Genomic DNA, 15845 nt, shown 5'->3' with positions numbered 1-15845 from the left:
TTAAAATCTTTATAAAATTTATGTTTTAAAATTTCTAAATTCATTATAAGTTAATTTTATAGGAGGTAAATTTATGTCTGTTGTTTTTGTTACATTTAAAATTCCAGATCAGGGTTTGAATTTATTGAGAGAAAAATTTGATGTTTTTATTAATCCATACGATAGATTATTAAACAAAAATGAATTGATAAGAGCCGCTTCTAACTCAGATGCTTTAATCACAATGTTAGCAGATAATATTGACGAAGAAGTTTTGGAAAGCGGTAAAGGTAGTTTAAAAATCGTTGCTAATTATGCTGTAGGATATAATAATATAGATATTGAAAAAGCAAGGAAATTAGGCATCTATGTTACTAATACACCTGGCGTATTAACTGAGACTACTGCAGATTTAACTTGGGCTTTAATGTTGGCTGTGTCTAGGAGAATTGTGGAATCAGATGCTTTCACCAGATCGGGTAAATTTGATGGTTGGAAGCCAGAACTTTTTTTAGGAAGCGATGTTTACGGCAAAACATTGGGAATTATAGGTTTTGGAAATATTGGGCAAGCAGTTGCAAGAAGGGCTATAGGTTTTAATATGAAGGTGTATTATTATCAAAGGCATCGAGTGCCTTCTGAAGTTGAAAAAAGCTTGAATGCTGCTTATATGACTTTAGATGAATTGCTTAAGGAATCTGATTTCGTAAGTTTGCATGTTCCGTTGACTAAAGAAACTTATCATTTATTGAACGAAAATAAATTGTCACTAATGAAGAAAACCTCCTATTTGATCAATACTGCAAGAGGTCCAGTTATCGATGAAAAAGCTTTATGTCAAAAACTTAAGAATGGAGAAATAGCTGGGGCGGCTTTGGATGTCTATGAAAATGAACCAAAGATATTTCCGGATCTACTCAAACTCGATAATGTTGTGTTGACTCCGCATATTGGAAGCGCTACTTATGAGACACGCAGTAAAATGTCAGTAATGGTAGCAAACGATGTTATTAAAGTGTTAAGTGGAGAAGAACCAGACAATCTGGTGTGGAAGAAAAATTGACGAAAAGAGAAAAACTTTTGTTAATTTATGAAAAATTATATGATTTTTATGGACCCCAATATTGGTGGCCAGCAAATAATTGGTTTGAAGTAACAATAGGTGCAATATTGACTCAAAACACATCGTGGAAAAATGTGGAAAAGGCCATAAATAATTTGAAATCAAACAATTTAATAAATCCAAGAAAGTTATATACGATAGAAAAAACTGAACTGGCCCAAATGATCAAACCCTGTGGTTTTTATAACTTAAAAAGTGAAAGAATAAAAAATTTTTTAGAATGGTTGAAAAAATATGATTTTGACGAATTGAAGATTAAAAATAAAAGTTACATAGAGCTTCGTCGAGAACTTTTGAAAATAAAAGGAATAGGCAAAGAAACTGCAGATTCTATTTTATTATATGCTTTTAATTTTCCTGTTTTTGTTGTCGATTCTTACACAAAAAGGTTATTTGATAGATTAGGATTGGGATTGCCTGAAGATTACGATGAAATTCAGGAATTTTTTGAAGCTTCCTTGGGTAAGAACGAAAAACTTTACAATGAGTATCATGCTCTTATAGTTAAACATTCAAAAGAATTCTGTAAAAAAAAGCCTAATTGTTTCGATTGTTTTTTACAGTCAGAATGTAATTTTTATAAAAAAGAGTTTAGGAGGTAAATTTATGCAGATGCTCGTGGTAGTTTTAAATAGGATAGAAAAATTAAATGACCTGTTACTTGAATTAAGTGATAAAAAAATAGTAACAGGCACAATTATTGATAGTTCTGGGATGGCAAAAACTTTGGTTGAATCTTATCCTAATTCATTATTGTTTGGATCTTTAAGAACTATCTTGGGTGAAAACAGGCCTTTTAATAAAACCATTTTCATGGTGTTACCAGATGAAAAGGTTCCAATCGCGATGGAATGTGTAAGAAAGGTAGCAGGTGAAATCAAAGGAGAAAATGTTGGGGTCATGTTTACGATGCCTGTGAATTATTTTGAAAGTTTAAATAAACAGGGGAGTTGATCAAATAATTATGCACATGCTATTTTATATTTCAGTTATTTTACTAACCGGTCTAATAATGGCCAAAATAATTAGGTTATTAAAATTACCAAACGTAACCGGTTATCTTATTGGTGGATTATTGATAGGTCCTTCTGTTTTGGGAATTATTCCACGTGAGGTAGTAGGAAGTTTTTCAATTATATCTGAGGCTGCTTTAGCTTTCATAGCCTACAGTATAGGAAGCGAGCTAAACATTGAACATTTGAAAAAACTAGGCAAGGGCGTAGTTTTAATAACTGTTTTAGAGGCTTTATGTGCTACGCTATGTGTAACTTTAGGAATGATTTTTATTTTTAAACAACCTCTACACTTAAGTGTTGTCTTAGGTGCAATAGCTGCTGCAACTGCGCCGGCTGCTACTTTAATGGTGGTTAAACAATATAATGCAAAAGGTCCCTTAGTTGATACGTTGTTACCAGTTGTTGCAATGGATGATGCAGTATGTATTATGATTTTTGGTATAGCGTCGGCTATTGCAAAAATATTGATAGAAGGCGTTGAATCAGTTTCACTTGCTTCTTTAATTCTTTCACCAATATTCGAAATTATAGGTGCTTTAGCTTTAGGTTTTTTTATGGGTTTTATACTAGCCTGGATATCCAAAAAAGTGAAAGGGGAAGATGAATTATTAGGAGTTGTTATTGCCTTTATATTTTTAACTGCAGGATTGTCTATACAATTTAATTTTTCGTCCCTTTTATCTTGTATGATGTTAGGAACAACTTTAACCAATATTTTGCCTCATAATAAAAAAGTATTTACTGTAATTGAAAATTTTACGCCTCCTTTACTAGTTTTGTTTTTTACCATATCAGGCGTTGAATTAAATCTCTCAATTTTGAAATCTGTAGGATTGGTTGGGATTGCCTATGTAATATTAAGAGCGGTAGGTAAAATGTTAGGTGGGTACTTGGGAGCCGTCGCCGCCAAAAGTCCAGAAACTGTAAGAAATTATCTAGGTCTTGCACTTTTACCTCAAGCAGGTGTAGCAATTGGATTATCGATGGTTGCTCAGAAAATATTGCCACCTCCATTTGGGGAAGAAGTTAGAACAATTATTTTAGCTGCAGTCATTATTTATGAACTCATTGGCCCTCCGATAGCTAAGTTTGCATTAGCAAAAGCAGGAGAAATTCAAGAAGGATAGGAAAATCTATATACTATCATTTCTAGTATGCTTTTTGAAGAAAGGATTTTTGTATAAATAACTCTTGAATTTGAGTTTGATACAAAGTTAATCTTTTTGTTCATATAAATAACACAATGTTTGAAAAGTCTGACAACATATGTGTTTCAAAGTAAGAATATATTTTTTAACTCATGAATGAGAGGAGAATCGAAGATAATTCACAATGAAAAAGTAGATATAGAACATTTAGAGAAAATTGGGTTTTATATATCAAAATGCTTATTTCCTGGAGCCAAAATTCTTTTATTTGGAGAGTTAGGTACAGGAAAAACTACGTTGGCATCTGCTATAATTAATGGGTTATCGAATGAAGAAATAATTGTCACTAGTCCAACATTTTCTTTAATAAAAGTGTATGCTACTAATCCTACGGTTTATCATATAGACCTTTATAGACTTAGCGATGTGAGCGAGATAGAATATTTAGATATTTTTTCTGATCCAACTGCTATTTATATAATAGAATGGGCAGATATGTTAAGCTATTTAACGCCCGATGAGAGTTTGAATATTTATTTGTTTTATAATATAGATATTAGATATAGAGATATTACTATTGAGGGGAAAGGGGAAAAATATAAATTAATTGAAGAAGAATTAAGTAAAAAAATTAAGGTGGTTTAAAAGTGTCACTACAGAGGATAATCAATGTAATTTCAGAAAATGACTATAAACAGCATAACAAAAAAACTAGAAAATTAGTTGAAAAGACAAATCAAATAATTTTGGCACCTCGTGAATTAAATGAGAGAAAAATGTTTTGGATATATAGGGTATTGGGTAAAGAAGCTGAGATAAAAATATCTAAAAAACATATAAACGATTTTCAGTTTTTGGTTATGCATATTTTAGATAAACCAAAAGAAAACAGATTTGAAGATTTAAGAAAATATTATAAGTTAAAAAAGGAAACGATTGATAATTTAAAATTTATAATGTTTCCGAAGAAATATCCGCCAGGAGGTTACAACGAAAAGTTAAAGAAATACGGAGTAGAATTTTATAATCCTGAAGTTATTTTAAAAAGGCTGAACTTCTCAGATTATATAGATTTATATTCATTGATTACGTATGTACCTTTAGATATAAAAACACCTTTTGTTCAAAATCTTTTAGATGAGATTTTAAGTATCGATCCTTTAGAAACTTCTGTTTCTTTTTATAAAAAGATAAAAGATATTTTTCAGATGTTAAGCCCCTATGAGAAACAGTTAATTGAACTACAACTAAAAAATATTTCATTTTATCATTACAAACTTCTGACATCAAAAAATATAAAAGGTGTTGTTGTAGACGGTAGCAACGTCGTTAGACATGAAAATATAAACAAAATAGATATTTTGTTAAATTTGTTAGACAATCTGTATACTGTTGATATTGCATTCTTTCCTTGTTTTATTGTATTCGATAAAAATGTAGAATTCATCTTAAAAGACCAAGAAGACAGGGATGTTTTGAATAAATTATCACAGAAAAAACGCATCTATTTTGAATCACCAGCTGATGAATTAATTATTTATTTGAGTAATCATATGGGTTATTATATGATTAGTGATGATAAATTTGAACAGTATGAATTTGAAGAAAACAAACTTTTAGATTTACGGAGGTTTATAGATGAGTGAAGAAACATTTAATTTAGAGAAATATGATTACCAGTTACCTGACGAATTAATTGCCCAAGAACCAGTAGAACCTAGAGATCTATGTAGATTAATGATTCTAGATCGAAGTAAAAGAAGCATAGAGCATAAAATATTTAGAGATATAAAAAAATATATACAACCCGGAGATCTATTAGTAATAAATAACACTAAAGTAATACCAGCAAGATTATACGGTCAAAAAGAAACCGGAGCAAAAGTTGAGGTATTATTATTAGAAAAAAACGGGAACCAAAACGTCTGGAAAGCACTAGTAAGACCTGGTTCTAAAATCAAAAAAGGAAATAAACTTCTATTTCCTGAAAATATAGTATGCGAAGTTTTAGATCATTTGGATGATGGAACAAGGATTTTGGAATTTAAAGATCCAGATTTTTATTCGAAAATATTTAAAGTTGGCCAGATTCCTTTGCCACCATACATAAAAAAACAATTAGATGACCCTGAACTATACCAAACAGAATATGCAAAATACGAAGGAGCAGTAGCTGCACCTACGGCAGGTTTGCATTTTACTAAAGAATTGTTAAATGAATTACAAGAAAAAGTTGGAGCGGAAATAGCAGAAATCACCTTACATGTTGGATTAGGAACTTTTCGACCGGTTAAAGAACTTGATATTAGAGAATATGATATACATGAAGAATATTTCAGCGTATCACGAGAAATACTTGAAAAAATTGCTAGAACCAAAGCTAAAGGAAGAAAGGTGATTGCTGTTGGTACTACGGTCGTAAGAACTTTGGAGTCTATTGCACAAGAACCAGATAAATTAATAGGCAAGACAAAACTTTATATTTATCCCCCCTTTGAATTTAAAATAATTGATGCTTTGATAACAAATTTTCATTTACCTAAATCCTCTTTGTTATTCTTAGTATCAGCGTTTGCAGGCTATGATTTTATAATGCAAGCCTATAGGGAGGCTATTGAAAAAAGGTATCGTTTTTTCTCTTTTGGAGATGCAATGTTTATTATCTGAGTCCCAAGTCGCAATTAAAGTTAATTTATATTTAGTCGATATAAATATTGAAATAACTTTTATCATTAGGGGTGATATTATGGAAATACCAAATGTAGGGGGAAAACACAACCTAAAAGTAGACAACTTGGATTACATGGTTAATAAAAACAGTGAACAACTGCAAAGTAATTTAAAAAATGTACCTCCTCTGACAGATAGAGATAAAAATCAGGAAACAATTTTTTCTACCGAAGAGTTAGACCAAATTTCAAAAATAATAGAGCAACGATTAGAAAAACTCTCTCAAATTTTTAAAGGTGAAGCTCACTTTGAAATTGATAGAGATTTAGATATTTTAATTATAAAAATAATAGAAAAAGGAACAGAAAAAGTTATAAGACAAATTCCACCAGAAGTTTCTCTCAAACTTGCAAGAGCTTTAAATGAACTAGAAGGGATTCTATTTGATGAGAAAGCCTAAACTTTATTTTTTGAAAAAATTTCGTTTAAAAGGTTATTTACTTCTTCATATGAGTGCAAGGAAGAAGTTCTTCTTTTTATTTCAGTCACTCCTTCAACTCCCGTAAAATATTTAATCAAAATTTTTCTAAATTTTTTTACAGCGTAAGTTTCATTTTCATAAAAATCAATTGATAGCTTTAAATGTTCTAAGCATACTTTTTTTCTTTCTTCAACAGAAGGTTCATACTCAGAGTTTAAAAAGATCCAAGGATTACCAATAGCTCCTCTTGCAACTAAAACGAAGTCGGCATTATAGGTTGTTAGGTATTCTTCAACATCTCCTTGTGAGAATACATCGCCACTAGCTCCAACAGGTATACTCACCATTTCTTTTATTTTTTTGATGATGGTTTTATCGGCTTTACCAGAATAGAATTGATTTCTTGTTCGTCCATGAATTATGATATAATTAGCACCTGCAGCTTCAATCAATTGAATAATTTCTTCTATGTTTGTTTTATTAAATCCTAATCTTATTTTAACTCCAACTGGTATTTTCACAGAACTCTTCAATGTATATATTATATTAGCTAAAAGTTCTGGTGTATCAAGCAAAGCTGCTCCCGCACCTTTTTTGACGACTTTGTTAACTGGACAAGCAGCATTTATATCAATCCAACTTGCTAATTTTTCAAGTTCTTTTGCGGCTTTTACAAATTTTATTGGGTCGTTGCCAAAAAGTTGAATCCCAATGTTTTTTTCATTTTTCTGAGGAAGCATTTTATGAATTTTGGGATTATTCATAATTATAGAATCAACTGAAATCATTTCTGTGAAAGTATATTGAGCACCAAATTTTCTACATATTTCTCTAAAGGGATAATCTGTATAATCAGCCATAGGCGCTAGAATCAATTTGCAATTCAAGTTTCTCACCTCAAGAATCAAGTTTACTATAAAAATTTGACGTAAATATAAATATGTGGTATAATTTTCATTGATGAACGGAGCGTAGCGCAGTTGGTAGCGCGTCAGCATGGGGTGTTGAAGGTCGCTGGTTCAAGTCCAGTCGCTCCGACCAACAAAAAGTAAAAAAGGGGACACTTAATTTGTCCCTTTTTTCTTTTTTTGATAAGATTATCAAATTATTTTTCCAAATTTTTCTGCTATGATTTCTCTCATACTTTTTTTATTCACTGATTTAATATATCTTTCAATAGGATACACTTTATATTCTCGTTTTAAAGCATCTTGAATAGTTGAAATAACACATACATCTCCAGCCAGGCCTAAAATTATCAAGTTTTCAATATTTTCTTTTTTCAATAATAAATTTAATTCAGATTCAATGTTTTTGTCAACATCAGAATAAAAAGCTGAATAACTGTCAGCATCAGGATTAAAACCTTTTCTAATAATTGTATCATAAGTAGAAATGAACAATTCATTTCCATAGCTTCCTTGGATGCAATGAGGTGGCCAAATTTTAAAAGAGATATGATTTTCTGGATGATCATCGATGCTAGCAAATATTTTAAAACCTGTACTTTTTGCAATTTTTAAAAATTCGTTTATTTCGTTTATCCATATCTCGCTTGTTCCTTCTACGGGAAGTTCATTAGGACATCGTTCTGTGAAGCCGTTTTGGCAGTCTATACAGATAATTGCACTATCCAGTGGAGATAAATTGTAACTCACGATAATATTGATGATTTCTGTAGGGTTTTTTTTATTTGACATATTAATTAATCCTCCTGATTGTTTTGTGTTTAGGTTTAGTTTTCAAAAACTTTCATTTTTATTAAGCCTAAATATTCGTGCAATGCTGAAGCGTTTGCCTTCAAAAATTCTATTTGTGGTAAAAAATCATACCAATTTGGCCTATCTTGAGAAATTAAGTAACCAGTTGGAATAGGAATAACTTTCTTTGACTTAGCGTATTTGTTGAAATAGTTCATAGCTCTTGTCATATGTACCGCGCTAGTAACTAACAAAATAGTATCAAAATCTTCATTTTCAAGAATTTCAACTACAAACTGTGCATTTTGTTTAGTGTTCTTTGCGTTTGATTCTACATAAATATCTTCGCTAGAGACGCCTAATTTTAGCAATTCTTCTTTCATTACTTCTGCTTCAGGTATTTCTATTCCTTTGAGTTTACCGCCTGTAACAATAATAGGAATTTCAGTTCTTTTATATATCAAAAATCCTTCGAAAACCCTTTTCAAAGCGCTATCGGATAATTCTCCTATTTTGCTTTTGGGTGTATTTGATATTATACCGCCTCCTAAGATTACTATCGCAGCATTGTCGTCATTTTGAAAGTTTGTAATTTCGTAGGATAAAGGCTGATAATTATTTTCCAGAGGAAAAACAAAAATTCTTGCGTACCAACCACACGAGAAAATATATATAAGTATTGTAACTAAAAATAGTGAGAAAGAAAATTTTTTAGAATGAAATAATTTGATTATTATCAAAAAAAGAAGGATTGAAATAAATATTCCAGGTATTTCAATGAAAGATGTAAAGATGTCATAAAGCAAAGTTTTGGCCCCCCAAAAACGAGAATATTATAACACTAACAGAAAGATAGAATCCCAACGGTATTTTTTCACATTTCTTTATCAAATTAGCAATCATTGCAATAACTAGCGAACTGATAATTATTACAAATATTCTTTTACCTAAAAGAAGAGTAAGAACAGTCAATAATTTTACATCCCCAAAACCCATTTTCCCTTTTTTCCAATAAATTAAAGTGAGAATAAATAAGAAAATTGAGTAAAAAAGGTTGTAAATATTAAAATTAAAAACGATAAGTCCAATTAAAACTAGCAAACCAGAGTCAGGAATGATAAAAGTCAGGAAATCAAAGATTCCTATATAAAATATAGTATTTAAAAAAACTTTTGTATAAAGAGTCATGCCACATAAAAAACAAATTAAGTTTAAAAGGCAAAATAATATAGTAATAAAAACAATTTTAAAATATTTGTTAATTATAGAAGCACCTTTTCTATCGTTTTGATTTCATCTGGTGAAAAATTCATTTTTAGCATGTCTTTTAGGCCATAAATGTACCATTTATATTTATCTCTTATTTCTTCATATATTTCTTTTGCTTTATGGAAATCTCCAGATTTTAGACATGGTACAATTAATAATAGCTTGAAATGCTCATTTTGTGGATTTTCTGATAAAAACTTTTCTAAAAATGTTTGGGCTTCCTGGTATTTACCATTTTCGTACATTATTTTAACCCAAATTTCTACATCACTCGAATATTCAGGAGTTGTACTCAAAATCTCGTCTTGTAATCCCTTAGCTTCTATAAATCTACCCAAATTTTCGTAAATTAGAGATAATTGATACTTTCCAAGTATGCTTTTAGGGAATCTATTTAAAAGTTTTTCCAAAATTTTCGCCGCTTTAGCGTATTCTTGGCTTTGAATATAAGCATTTGTTAACATAAAATATGTAACAAAATTATTAGGAGAAAGATCAAGTTCTTTTTTCCACATTTCAGCCGCTTTTCTGAAGTCTCCTAGATTAAAATACACTTGACCTAGTTCAGACAATGCGGCAACATTCCAAGGATCGATTTGTAAAGCTTTTTCTAAATATTCTTGCCCTTTTTCTAAATTTCCTTCTTCTATATATATAGATCCCATCAATTCATATGCAGGCGCAAAGCTTGGTTCAATCTTTAGTATAAAATCAATCAAGTCTTCAACAATTTTGTAATTTCGATTTTCACATTCCAATAAAACTGAGTCAAATAACCCGTTCAAAGATACATGGGACAAATCCCCAATACTGATTTGAAATTCATCAAGATAGGATAGAAATTCACTAAGAATGAATGGTGAAACAACAAAATTTGAAGTTAAACCAGGTAGGTATTCTAAGAGTTCCTCAATTTTATTAGCTTCTTGAATAAATTTTTGGTTATTTTTTAAATCTTCTTTCATTAGCTCAAAATCGCCTTCATATAGAAATTCACAAAGCAAAAAAGGAAAAGGGGTTAAATCTGTAATATCATAAGTTTTTCCTTCAAAGGCGATTTTTACTATGTGCTGCATAACAATCTCCTCCCTTTAGGTAAAATGATAGACTTAATTAAATTTTATTGTTAGAAAACGGGAAACAAGACCTTTACTTAACTACATTATAGCATAAATTTAATTTATAAAAAAGGATAATTTCAAAAAATAGGTGTATTTAATTCAAAATAATTTTATTTATTAATGTTTATTATTAGAAAAATAAAAGAGCAGGTTTATAACCTGCTCTTGCAATAAAATGCTAAATTTATTCAATTGGGATCTTTTTAACTTCTGCTTTTGCACTTTCTTTCTTGGGTATCGAGATTTTCAGAACGCCATCTTCGTATTTAGCTTGTATCTTGTCTTTATTTACATAATCCGGCAATCTAACAGCTCTTTCAATTCTTCCGTAATATCTTTCTTGTCTGTAGAATCGTCCTTTTTTAGTTTCTTCTGATGCTTTCTTTTCTGCAGATATTCTTAGTAAATCATCTTTTAAATCTATTCTTATGTCCTTCTTATCTAGACCTGGTAGATCACATTCAATGATGAAATCTTCGTCTGTTTCGTAAACATCCATTACCCCTCTTGAAATGATGTCATAACTTTGAAAAAATGGTCTAAAGAATTCTTCTAACTCTCTTTCAAAGAAATCCCTTGGAATTAACCAATCATCTCTTTCGTCTCTTTCATCTCTTCTTCTTGGTAGCATTGACAACCACCCCCTATGATTTTTTTCTATCATCCATATTATACTATATAAAATAGAAAAAATCAAGAGAAAAATATAATAAGGATAAGTAAATATAATCTACTATTTATAAATAAGAAATGATAACTAAATATAAATGTAATTAAAAATTTTAGCAATTGAAAATTAAGACTGATATTCATTTATATGTTTCTTTCTTAAACGTAACAAATAGCTAATGGTAATCCCATCGGTAAAGTTATGTATTATTATAGGATACAATAGACTTTGACTTATTTGAAAGGTATAACAAAGAATAAAAGACATGATTATCCTACCCGGCAAAAGATTCAGAAATTGCTTTAAATTCTCTTTTCCGAAGAAAACATTACTTAAATGAGCTAATATAAAAATCAACATAGAAATTAAGGTAGAATATCTTATTGTTAAAAAAGAACCAGTTATTAGTTGTTCTAAACTTCCTTGAATAAAACCTCTATAAAAAATCTCTTCTACAGGTCCGACAAGGGCCCACATGTATAATAAAAGTAATTTGTTTTTTCCAAAATTGATGTAAGGAATTTTGAGAAGGTCTGAGTAAGTCATCTTTTTCATGCTATAGATAGAGATAAGAATTATTAAAAAAGAGATTGCTACCATTACTAGACCATTTTTTATGTTTCCAATTTTGAAGCCCGCTTGTTTGAAGTTGATATCTGAGAAAAAAATCAAAACAATTGAAATTAAGATACTGAATATCCCAATTAAGCAATTTGCTTTATAGACGTCATATTTTGTTTTTTCTAATAAAAACTTACCAATAAAGAATATGGAAATATAATACAATGCTATGAACAAAATCAGCTTTAGATAAGACATAGTCACACCTCTTTTTTAAGTTTAATTTATTAAAAGTAGATAAATAATAAATTTATCTACTTTTGTTTTATAAATGATACAATAAATATTGTAATATATCTAAGCACAATACATTATAAATCAAAATCTAAACAAGAGGTGATATAAGTGGGCATAAGTGCCGTAGTTTCTCTGATAGTATTTGTTGTTGTGGTAATCGGTATCTTATCTCAAAAGGTTGATAAGACGTTAATTTCAATGTTGGGCGCAGTTTTTCTTTTAGTAATAGGCATTTTTTCTCAACCAATGGTAGCTATTAGAAATTATGTTGATTTCAACACGCTTCTTTTTCTAGTTGGGATTATGTTATTTGTAGATGTTTTAAAAAAGACGGGTTTGTTCGAATCGTTTGCTTCATTGATTTTAAAAATTTTTGGTGGCAATATTTATTCTTTATTCTGGGGATTAACTATTTTTGTTGCTATAATAGCTGGATATATCGAAGTTATTGCAACTATCTTAATTTTTGTTCCGATTGCACTTTCGATAGCAGATTTCTTAGAGGTTAATCATTTGCCTTTTACGCTCGGGATTATTTTTGCGTCTCAAATAGGTGGTATGGCAACGATGATGGGTCAACCCCCCAATATAATGATATCTTCAGCCTCTATGTTTACGTTTTCAGAATTTTCTGCAGTAATGTATCCAATTGCAATTATCAATTTAGTTATATCAAATCTCTTGATTGTGCTTTTTTTTAAAAAAGATTTTTCAGTTAAAATAGATAGGGACCGATTGAAAAACTTTAATAAAGGTTTTTCCAAGGATAAAAAAAAGTTTTCAATTGCAGTAATTTTATTCATCGTAGTGGTTTTGGCTTTTATTTTTCACCATGAACTTAACATTGAAAGTTCAACCGTTGCTTTAGCTGCAGGGTTTGTTTCTTTGCTTTTAATTGGTCCAAAAGAAGTAGAAGAAATGCTTGCTAAAATAGAATGGGATATTATTTTGTTTATTTTCGCACTTTTTGTTGTAGTTGGTGCTTTAGTTGAAACAGGAGCAATAAGTTATATAACTGAGTTATTGGTTGACTTTGCTGGAACGTCTCTAAAATCGATTAGTATTATTATAATGTTAATTTCAGCATTTGCATCTGCATTTATGAATAATATAGCAATTACTGCTGCGTTCATTCCTTTAGTAGGATATTTGCCAACATTAAATCCTTTAGTTTTTTCAAATTTAAACCCTGTTTGGTATGCTTTATCGCTTGGTACATGTTTAGGAGGGATTGCAACGCCCGTGGCATCTCTTCCAAATATAATAGCTTTGACTATTTTATTTAAATCAACAGGAGAAAAAATATCTTTTGGAGAATTTTTCAAATATGGATTCTTGATAATGATTCTTAATATTGCAGTTTCGGTAGTATATTTAAATTTTGTTATACTTTAATAATAGTATTGCAAAAAATAAATTTTAATTTTTGGAGGTGATAGGATGAAAAAGCTACTCTTAAAAAAAGGGATAATATATCCTGTTTCAACAAAACCTTTTATTGGGGATATTCTAATTGAAGATGGAAAAATAGCAGAAATAAGTGAACAAATCGAAAAAAAATCCGTTGATACAATAGATATAACTGGCAAATTTGTATTTCCTGGTTTTATAGATCCACATTCACACATCGGATTGTTTGAAGAAGGTGTGGGAAATTATTATCAAGATGGGAACGAAGCTACAGATCCAGTAACTCCACATGTCAGAGCGATAGACGCTTATTATCCAGACGATATTGCAATTACAAGGGCATTGGCAGGTGGTGTGACTACAGTAATGATTGTTCCAGGTAGTGCTAATCCGATAGGTGGTCAAAGCGCGATTATTAAGTTGAATTCTCAAATAACAGACGATTCAATTATAAGGGAACCAGCTGGATTAAAAATGGCACTTGGTGAAAATCCGAAAAGAGTGTATGGAACGTTAAACAAATCACCATCAACTAGGCTTGGTAATGCAGCAATAATTAGAGACTATTTTATTCAAGTTAAAAATTATATTAAGAAAAAGGAATTATCAAAAGAAGAAGGTAAGGATTTTACAGAATTTAATATTAAATATGAAATTGGAGAAAAGGTATTAAAAAAAGAAGTAACAGCAAGAATTCATGCTCATAGAAAAGACGACATTCTTACTGCTATTCGTCTTTCTGAGGAATTTGGATTTGATCTTGTAATTGAACATGCAACAGAAGCCTATAAAATCCCTGACTATATAAAAGCTAAAGATATTCCTGTAATATTAGGTCCACTGCTTGGGTTTAGAACCAAGCTAGAAACAAGAAATATGAGCTATCATTCAATTTCTATCATAAATGAAAAAGGAATATTAGCAGCATTGACTTGTGATCATTCTGTTATACCTTTAGAACACGCGTCTATTCAGGCTGCAACTGCTCTGAGATATGGAGCAAAAGAGGAGGATTTGATAAGGATGCTTACTATTAATCCTGCCAAAATTTTGGAAATAGAAGAAAGAGTAGGAAGTCTGGATGTCGGTAAGGATGCTGATCTAGTAATTTGGAGTGGACATCCATTTGATTTTAGGAGTTATGTTGTTAAAACAATAATTAATGGTGAAATTGTTTACGAGCGCTAATAAGAAGTGTATAACATTTTTCTTTATTTATTTCCTTTTATTTTGCTTTATTTCCTTCTCATTGTTAGTTTTTAGGTATCAATAGCTCTCCTAATATTTGAAAAAAATTTCATAATGCGTTAAACTTTAAATAGACATAAAAATTTAGTAATTAGGAGAGTGAAAAATATGAAAGCTATAGTAAAGGTTGAACCAAAAAAAGGTTTTTCTCTTGTAGAAGTTAATGAACCTACGATAAGTTTTTCCCATGACGTTAAAATTAAAGTTCTAAAGGCATCTATTTGTGGAACTGATGTTCACATTTACAAATGGGATAATTGGGCAAAAAATCGAATAAAATCTTTACCCCAGATAGATGGTCATGAATTCGTTGGAAAAGTTATTGAAGTTGGAGAAGAGGTAAAAAATGTTAAACCCGGTGATTTGGTAGTTGGAGATAGTCATATACCTTGTGGGCACTGTTACCATTGTAGAAATGGAAATATGCATGTATGCCAAAGTCTTAAAATACTGGGTGTAGATACAAATGGTGTGTTTTCTGAATATATAGTTCTTCCGGATGTTGTTTTGTTGAAAATAGATGAGAGTATTCCCTTAGAATATGCATCTGTTATGGAACCGTTAGGTAACGCAATATTTACGACTACGGTTGCAGATTTGAGGGGAAGTTTGGTTCTGATTACTGGAGCTGGGCCTATAGGGTTAATGGCGTTAGCTGTATCTAAGATATCAGGGGCATCTTTTGTTGTAGTGAGTGAAATATCTGAATATAGGTCAAAAATGGCAAAGGATGTTGGAGCTGATTTGGTAATTAATCCAGTGAATAATTCAGTTGTTGATAAAATTATGGAACTTACAGATGGATTAGGAGCCGATGTGTTTTTGGAGATGTCAGGAAATGAAAGCGCATTAAATGATGGAATTCTTTCTCTAAAAAATACTGGAGTAGCTTCAATTTTAGGTGTTTATCCTGAAGATAGAATTAATTTTGAAATGAATGCTGCAGTATTTAAAAATTTAACCATTCATACAATAACTGGAAGGAAAATGTTTGAGACTTGGTATCTTTCAGCTTCTTGGTTGAAATATAAAAAATTAGATTTAAGTAAAATTGTTACTCACCAATTTGATTTCAATAATTTTGAAGAAGCATTTGAATTGATGGCCAGTGGACAAAGTGGTAAAATAGTTTTAAATGTTGCTGCTGATTAA

The 15845-nt window shown here is 30.4% G+C and carries 18 protein-coding genes and 1 tRNA gene; 12 read left to right on the top strand and 7 right to left on the bottom strand.

Annotated elements, in window-relative coordinates; all coding sequences use genetic code 11:
- The first annotated feature begins 73 nt into the window (after nucleotides 1-73).
- The 8 genes from PKN74_RS03275 (at nucleotide 74) to PKN74_RS03240 (ending at nucleotide 6396) form a co-directional block, all read left to right on the top strand.
- Nucleotides 74-1042, top strand: coding sequence for a 2-hydroxyacid dehydrogenase (locus tag PKN74_RS03275; protein ID WP_472308564.1), 969 nt, complete (start codon nucleotides 74-76; stop codon nucleotides 1040-1042).
- The gene (locus PKN74_RS03270) at nucleotides 1039-1704 is read left to right on the top strand and encodes an endonuclease (protein ID WP_472308562.1); all 666 of its coding nucleotides are present in this window, start codon (nucleotides 1039-1041) and stop codon (nucleotides 1702-1704) included. The genes PKN74_RS03275 and PKN74_RS03270 overlap by 4 nt, the downstream gene beginning before the upstream one ends.
- Nucleotides 1705-1708: 4 nt before the next feature.
- On the top strand, nucleotides 1709-2056 hold the full coding sequence (locus PKN74_RS03265; RefSeq protein WP_472308560.1) for a hypothetical protein: 348 nt from the start codon (nucleotides 1709-1711) through the stop codon (nucleotides 2054-2056).
- A 10-nt stretch (nucleotides 2057-2066) separates the two neighbouring features.
- Nucleotides 2067-3245, top strand: coding sequence for a cation:proton antiporter (locus PKN74_RS03260; RefSeq protein ID WP_472308558.1), 1179 nt, complete (start codon nucleotides 2067-2069; stop codon nucleotides 3243-3245).
- A gap of 177 nt (nucleotides 3246-3422) precedes the next feature.
- Nucleotides 3423-3911 carry a tRNA (adenosine(37)-N6)-threonylcarbamoyltransferase complex ATPase subunit type 1 TsaE gene (gene tsaE, locus PKN74_RS03255; RefSeq protein WP_472308556.1) on the top strand — a complete coding sequence of 163 codons (489 nt, stop codon included), beginning with the start codon at nucleotides 3423-3425 and terminating at the stop codon, nucleotides 3909-3911.
- Nucleotides 3912-3913: 2 nt separating this feature from the next.
- Entirely contained in the window at nucleotides 3914-4912 is a 999-nt protein-coding gene (locus PKN74_RS03250; protein ID WP_472308554.1) for a hypothetical protein, read from the top strand.
- Nucleotides 4905-5933, top strand: coding sequence for a tRNA preQ1(34) S-adenosylmethionine ribosyltransferase-isomerase QueA (queA, locus tag PKN74_RS03245; RefSeq protein ID WP_472308552.1), 1029 nt, complete (start codon nucleotides 4905-4907; stop codon nucleotides 5931-5933). Before PKN74_RS03250 ends, queA begins: the two co-directional genes overlap by 8 nt.
- Entirely contained in the window at nucleotides 5881-6396 is a 516-nt protein-coding gene (locus PKN74_RS03240; RefSeq protein WP_472308550.1) for a flagellar protein FlaG, read from the top strand. Before queA ends, PKN74_RS03240 begins: the two co-directional genes overlap by 53 nt.
- Here PKN74_RS03240 and PKN74_RS03235 read toward each other — a convergent pair.
- The gene (locus PKN74_RS03235; protein WP_472308548.1) at nucleotides 6393-7304 is read right to left on the bottom strand and encodes a tRNA dihydrouridine synthase; all 912 of its coding nucleotides are present in this window, start codon (nucleotides 7302-7304) and stop codon (nucleotides 6393-6395) included. The two genes, PKN74_RS03240 and PKN74_RS03235, sit on opposite strands and share 4 nt — an antisense overlap.
- A gap of 78 nt (nucleotides 7305-7382) precedes the next feature.
- Between PKN74_RS03235 and PKN74_RS03230 the strand changes: the two genes are divergently transcribed.
- Nucleotides 7383-7458 (top strand) — tRNA-Pro (locus tag PKN74_RS03230).
- Between the two features lie 59 nt (nucleotides 7459-7517).
- Here PKN74_RS03230 and PKN74_RS03225 read toward each other — a convergent pair.
- From PKN74_RS03225 to PKN74_RS03200, 6 genes are all read right to left on the bottom strand, one after another.
- Nucleotides 7518-8117, bottom strand: coding sequence for an isochorismatase family protein (locus PKN74_RS03225; RefSeq protein WP_472308546.1), 600 nt, complete (start codon nucleotides 8115-8117; stop codon nucleotides 7518-7520).
- A gap of 35 nt (nucleotides 8118-8152) precedes the next feature.
- A complete protein-coding gene (locus tag PKN74_RS03220) occupies nucleotides 8153-8923 on the bottom strand; it encodes a YdcF family protein (RefSeq protein WP_472308544.1) in 771 nt (256 codons plus the stop codon).
- Entirely contained in the window at nucleotides 8913-9305 is a 393-nt protein-coding gene (locus PKN74_RS03215; RefSeq protein ID WP_472308542.1) for a prepilin peptidase, read from the bottom strand. Before PKN74_RS03215 ends, PKN74_RS03220 begins: the two co-directional genes overlap by 11 nt.
- Nucleotides 9306-9379: 74 nt before the next feature.
- Complete coding sequence (locus PKN74_RS03210; protein WP_472308540.1) at nucleotides 9380-10462, bottom strand: tetratricopeptide repeat protein; 1083 nt, start codon at nucleotides 10460-10462, stop codon at nucleotides 9380-9382.
- 229 nt (nucleotides 10463-10691) lie between these two features.
- The gene (locus PKN74_RS03205; RefSeq protein ID WP_472308538.1) at nucleotides 10692-11138 is read right to left on the bottom strand and encodes an Hsp20/alpha crystallin family protein; all 447 of its coding nucleotides are present in this window, start codon (nucleotides 11136-11138) and stop codon (nucleotides 10692-10694) included.
- A gap of 165 nt (nucleotides 11139-11303) precedes the next feature.
- Nucleotides 11304-11996, bottom strand: a complete 693-nt coding sequence (locus tag PKN74_RS03200) for a lysostaphin resistance A-like protein (protein ID WP_472308536.1) — start codon at nucleotides 11994-11996, stop codon at nucleotides 11304-11306.
- Nucleotides 11997-12143: 147 nt separating this feature from the next.
- Here PKN74_RS03200 and PKN74_RS03195 point away from each other — a divergent pair, with 147 nt between their 5' ends.
- From PKN74_RS03195 to tdh, 3 genes are all read left to right on the top strand, one after another.
- The gene (locus tag PKN74_RS03195; protein ID WP_472308534.1) at nucleotides 12144-13430 is read left to right on the top strand and encodes an ArsB/NhaD family transporter; all 1287 of its coding nucleotides are present in this window, start codon (nucleotides 12144-12146) and stop codon (nucleotides 13428-13430) included.
- 45 nt (nucleotides 13431-13475) lie between these two features.
- Nucleotides 13476-14633, top strand: a complete 1158-nt coding sequence (locus tag PKN74_RS03190; protein ID WP_472308532.1) for an amidohydrolase — start codon at nucleotides 13476-13478, stop codon at nucleotides 14631-14633.
- A gap of 168 nt (nucleotides 14634-14801) precedes the next feature.
- The gene (gene tdh / locus PKN74_RS03185) at nucleotides 14802-15845 is read left to right on the top strand and encodes an L-threonine 3-dehydrogenase (protein WP_472308530.1); all 1044 of its coding nucleotides are present in this window, start codon (nucleotides 14802-14804) and stop codon (nucleotides 15843-15845) included.

Origin of the sequence: Defluviitoga sp., from assembly GCF_035349255.1 — a bacterium.
GTDB lineage: Bacteria > Thermotogota > Thermotogae > Petrotogales > Petrotogaceae > Defluviitoga.
Note: the sequence above shows the minus strand (reverse complement) of the source record. Positions and strands in the feature narration are given on the sequence as shown.

Excerpts from the sequence above, each read along its gene's own strand:
- PKN74_RS03275 (WP_472308564.1), top strand. The coding sequence starts at position 74 with ATGTCTGTTGTTTTTGTTACATTTAAAATTCCAGATCAGGGTTTGAAT.
- PKN74_RS03265 (WP_472308560.1), top strand. The coding sequence starts at position 1,709 with ATGCAGATGCTCGTGGTAGTTTTAAATAGGATAGAAAAATTAAATGAC.
- PKN74_RS03260 (WP_472308558.1), top strand. The coding sequence starts at position 2,067 with ATGCACATGCTATTTTATATTTCAGTTATTTTACTAACCGGTCTAATA.
- tsaE (WP_472308556.1), top strand. The coding sequence starts at position 3,423 with ATGAGAGGAGAATCGAAGATAATTCACAATGAAAAAGTAGATATAGAA.
- queA (WP_472308552.1), top strand. The coding sequence starts at position 4,905 with ATGAGTGAAGAAACATTTAATTTAGAGAAATATGATTACCAGTTACCT.
- PKN74_RS03225 (WP_472308546.1), bottom strand. The coding sequence starts at position 8,117 with ATGTCAAATAAAAAAAACCCTACAGAAATCATCAATATTATCGTGAGT.
- PKN74_RS03215 (WP_472308542.1), bottom strand. The coding sequence starts at position 9,305 with ATGACTCTTTATACAAAAGTTTTTTTAAATACTATATTTTATATAGGA.
- PKN74_RS03210 (WP_472308540.1), bottom strand. The coding sequence starts at position 10,462 with ATGCAGCACATAGTAAAAATCGCCTTTGAAGGAAAAACTTATGATATT.
- PKN74_RS03205 (WP_472308538.1), bottom strand. The coding sequence starts at position 11,138 with ATGCTACCAAGAAGAAGAGATGAAAGAGACGAAAGAGATGATTGGTTA.
- PKN74_RS03200 (WP_472308536.1), bottom strand. The coding sequence starts at position 11,996 with ATGTCTTATCTAAAGCTGATTTTGTTCATAGCATTGTATTATATTTCC.
- PKN74_RS03190 (WP_472308532.1), top strand. The coding sequence starts at position 13,476 with ATGAAAAAGCTACTCTTAAAAAAAGGGATAATATATCCTGTTTCAACA.
- tdh (WP_472308530.1), top strand. The coding sequence starts at position 14,802 with ATGAAAGCTATAGTAAAGGTTGAACCAAAAAAAGGTTTTTCTCTTGTA.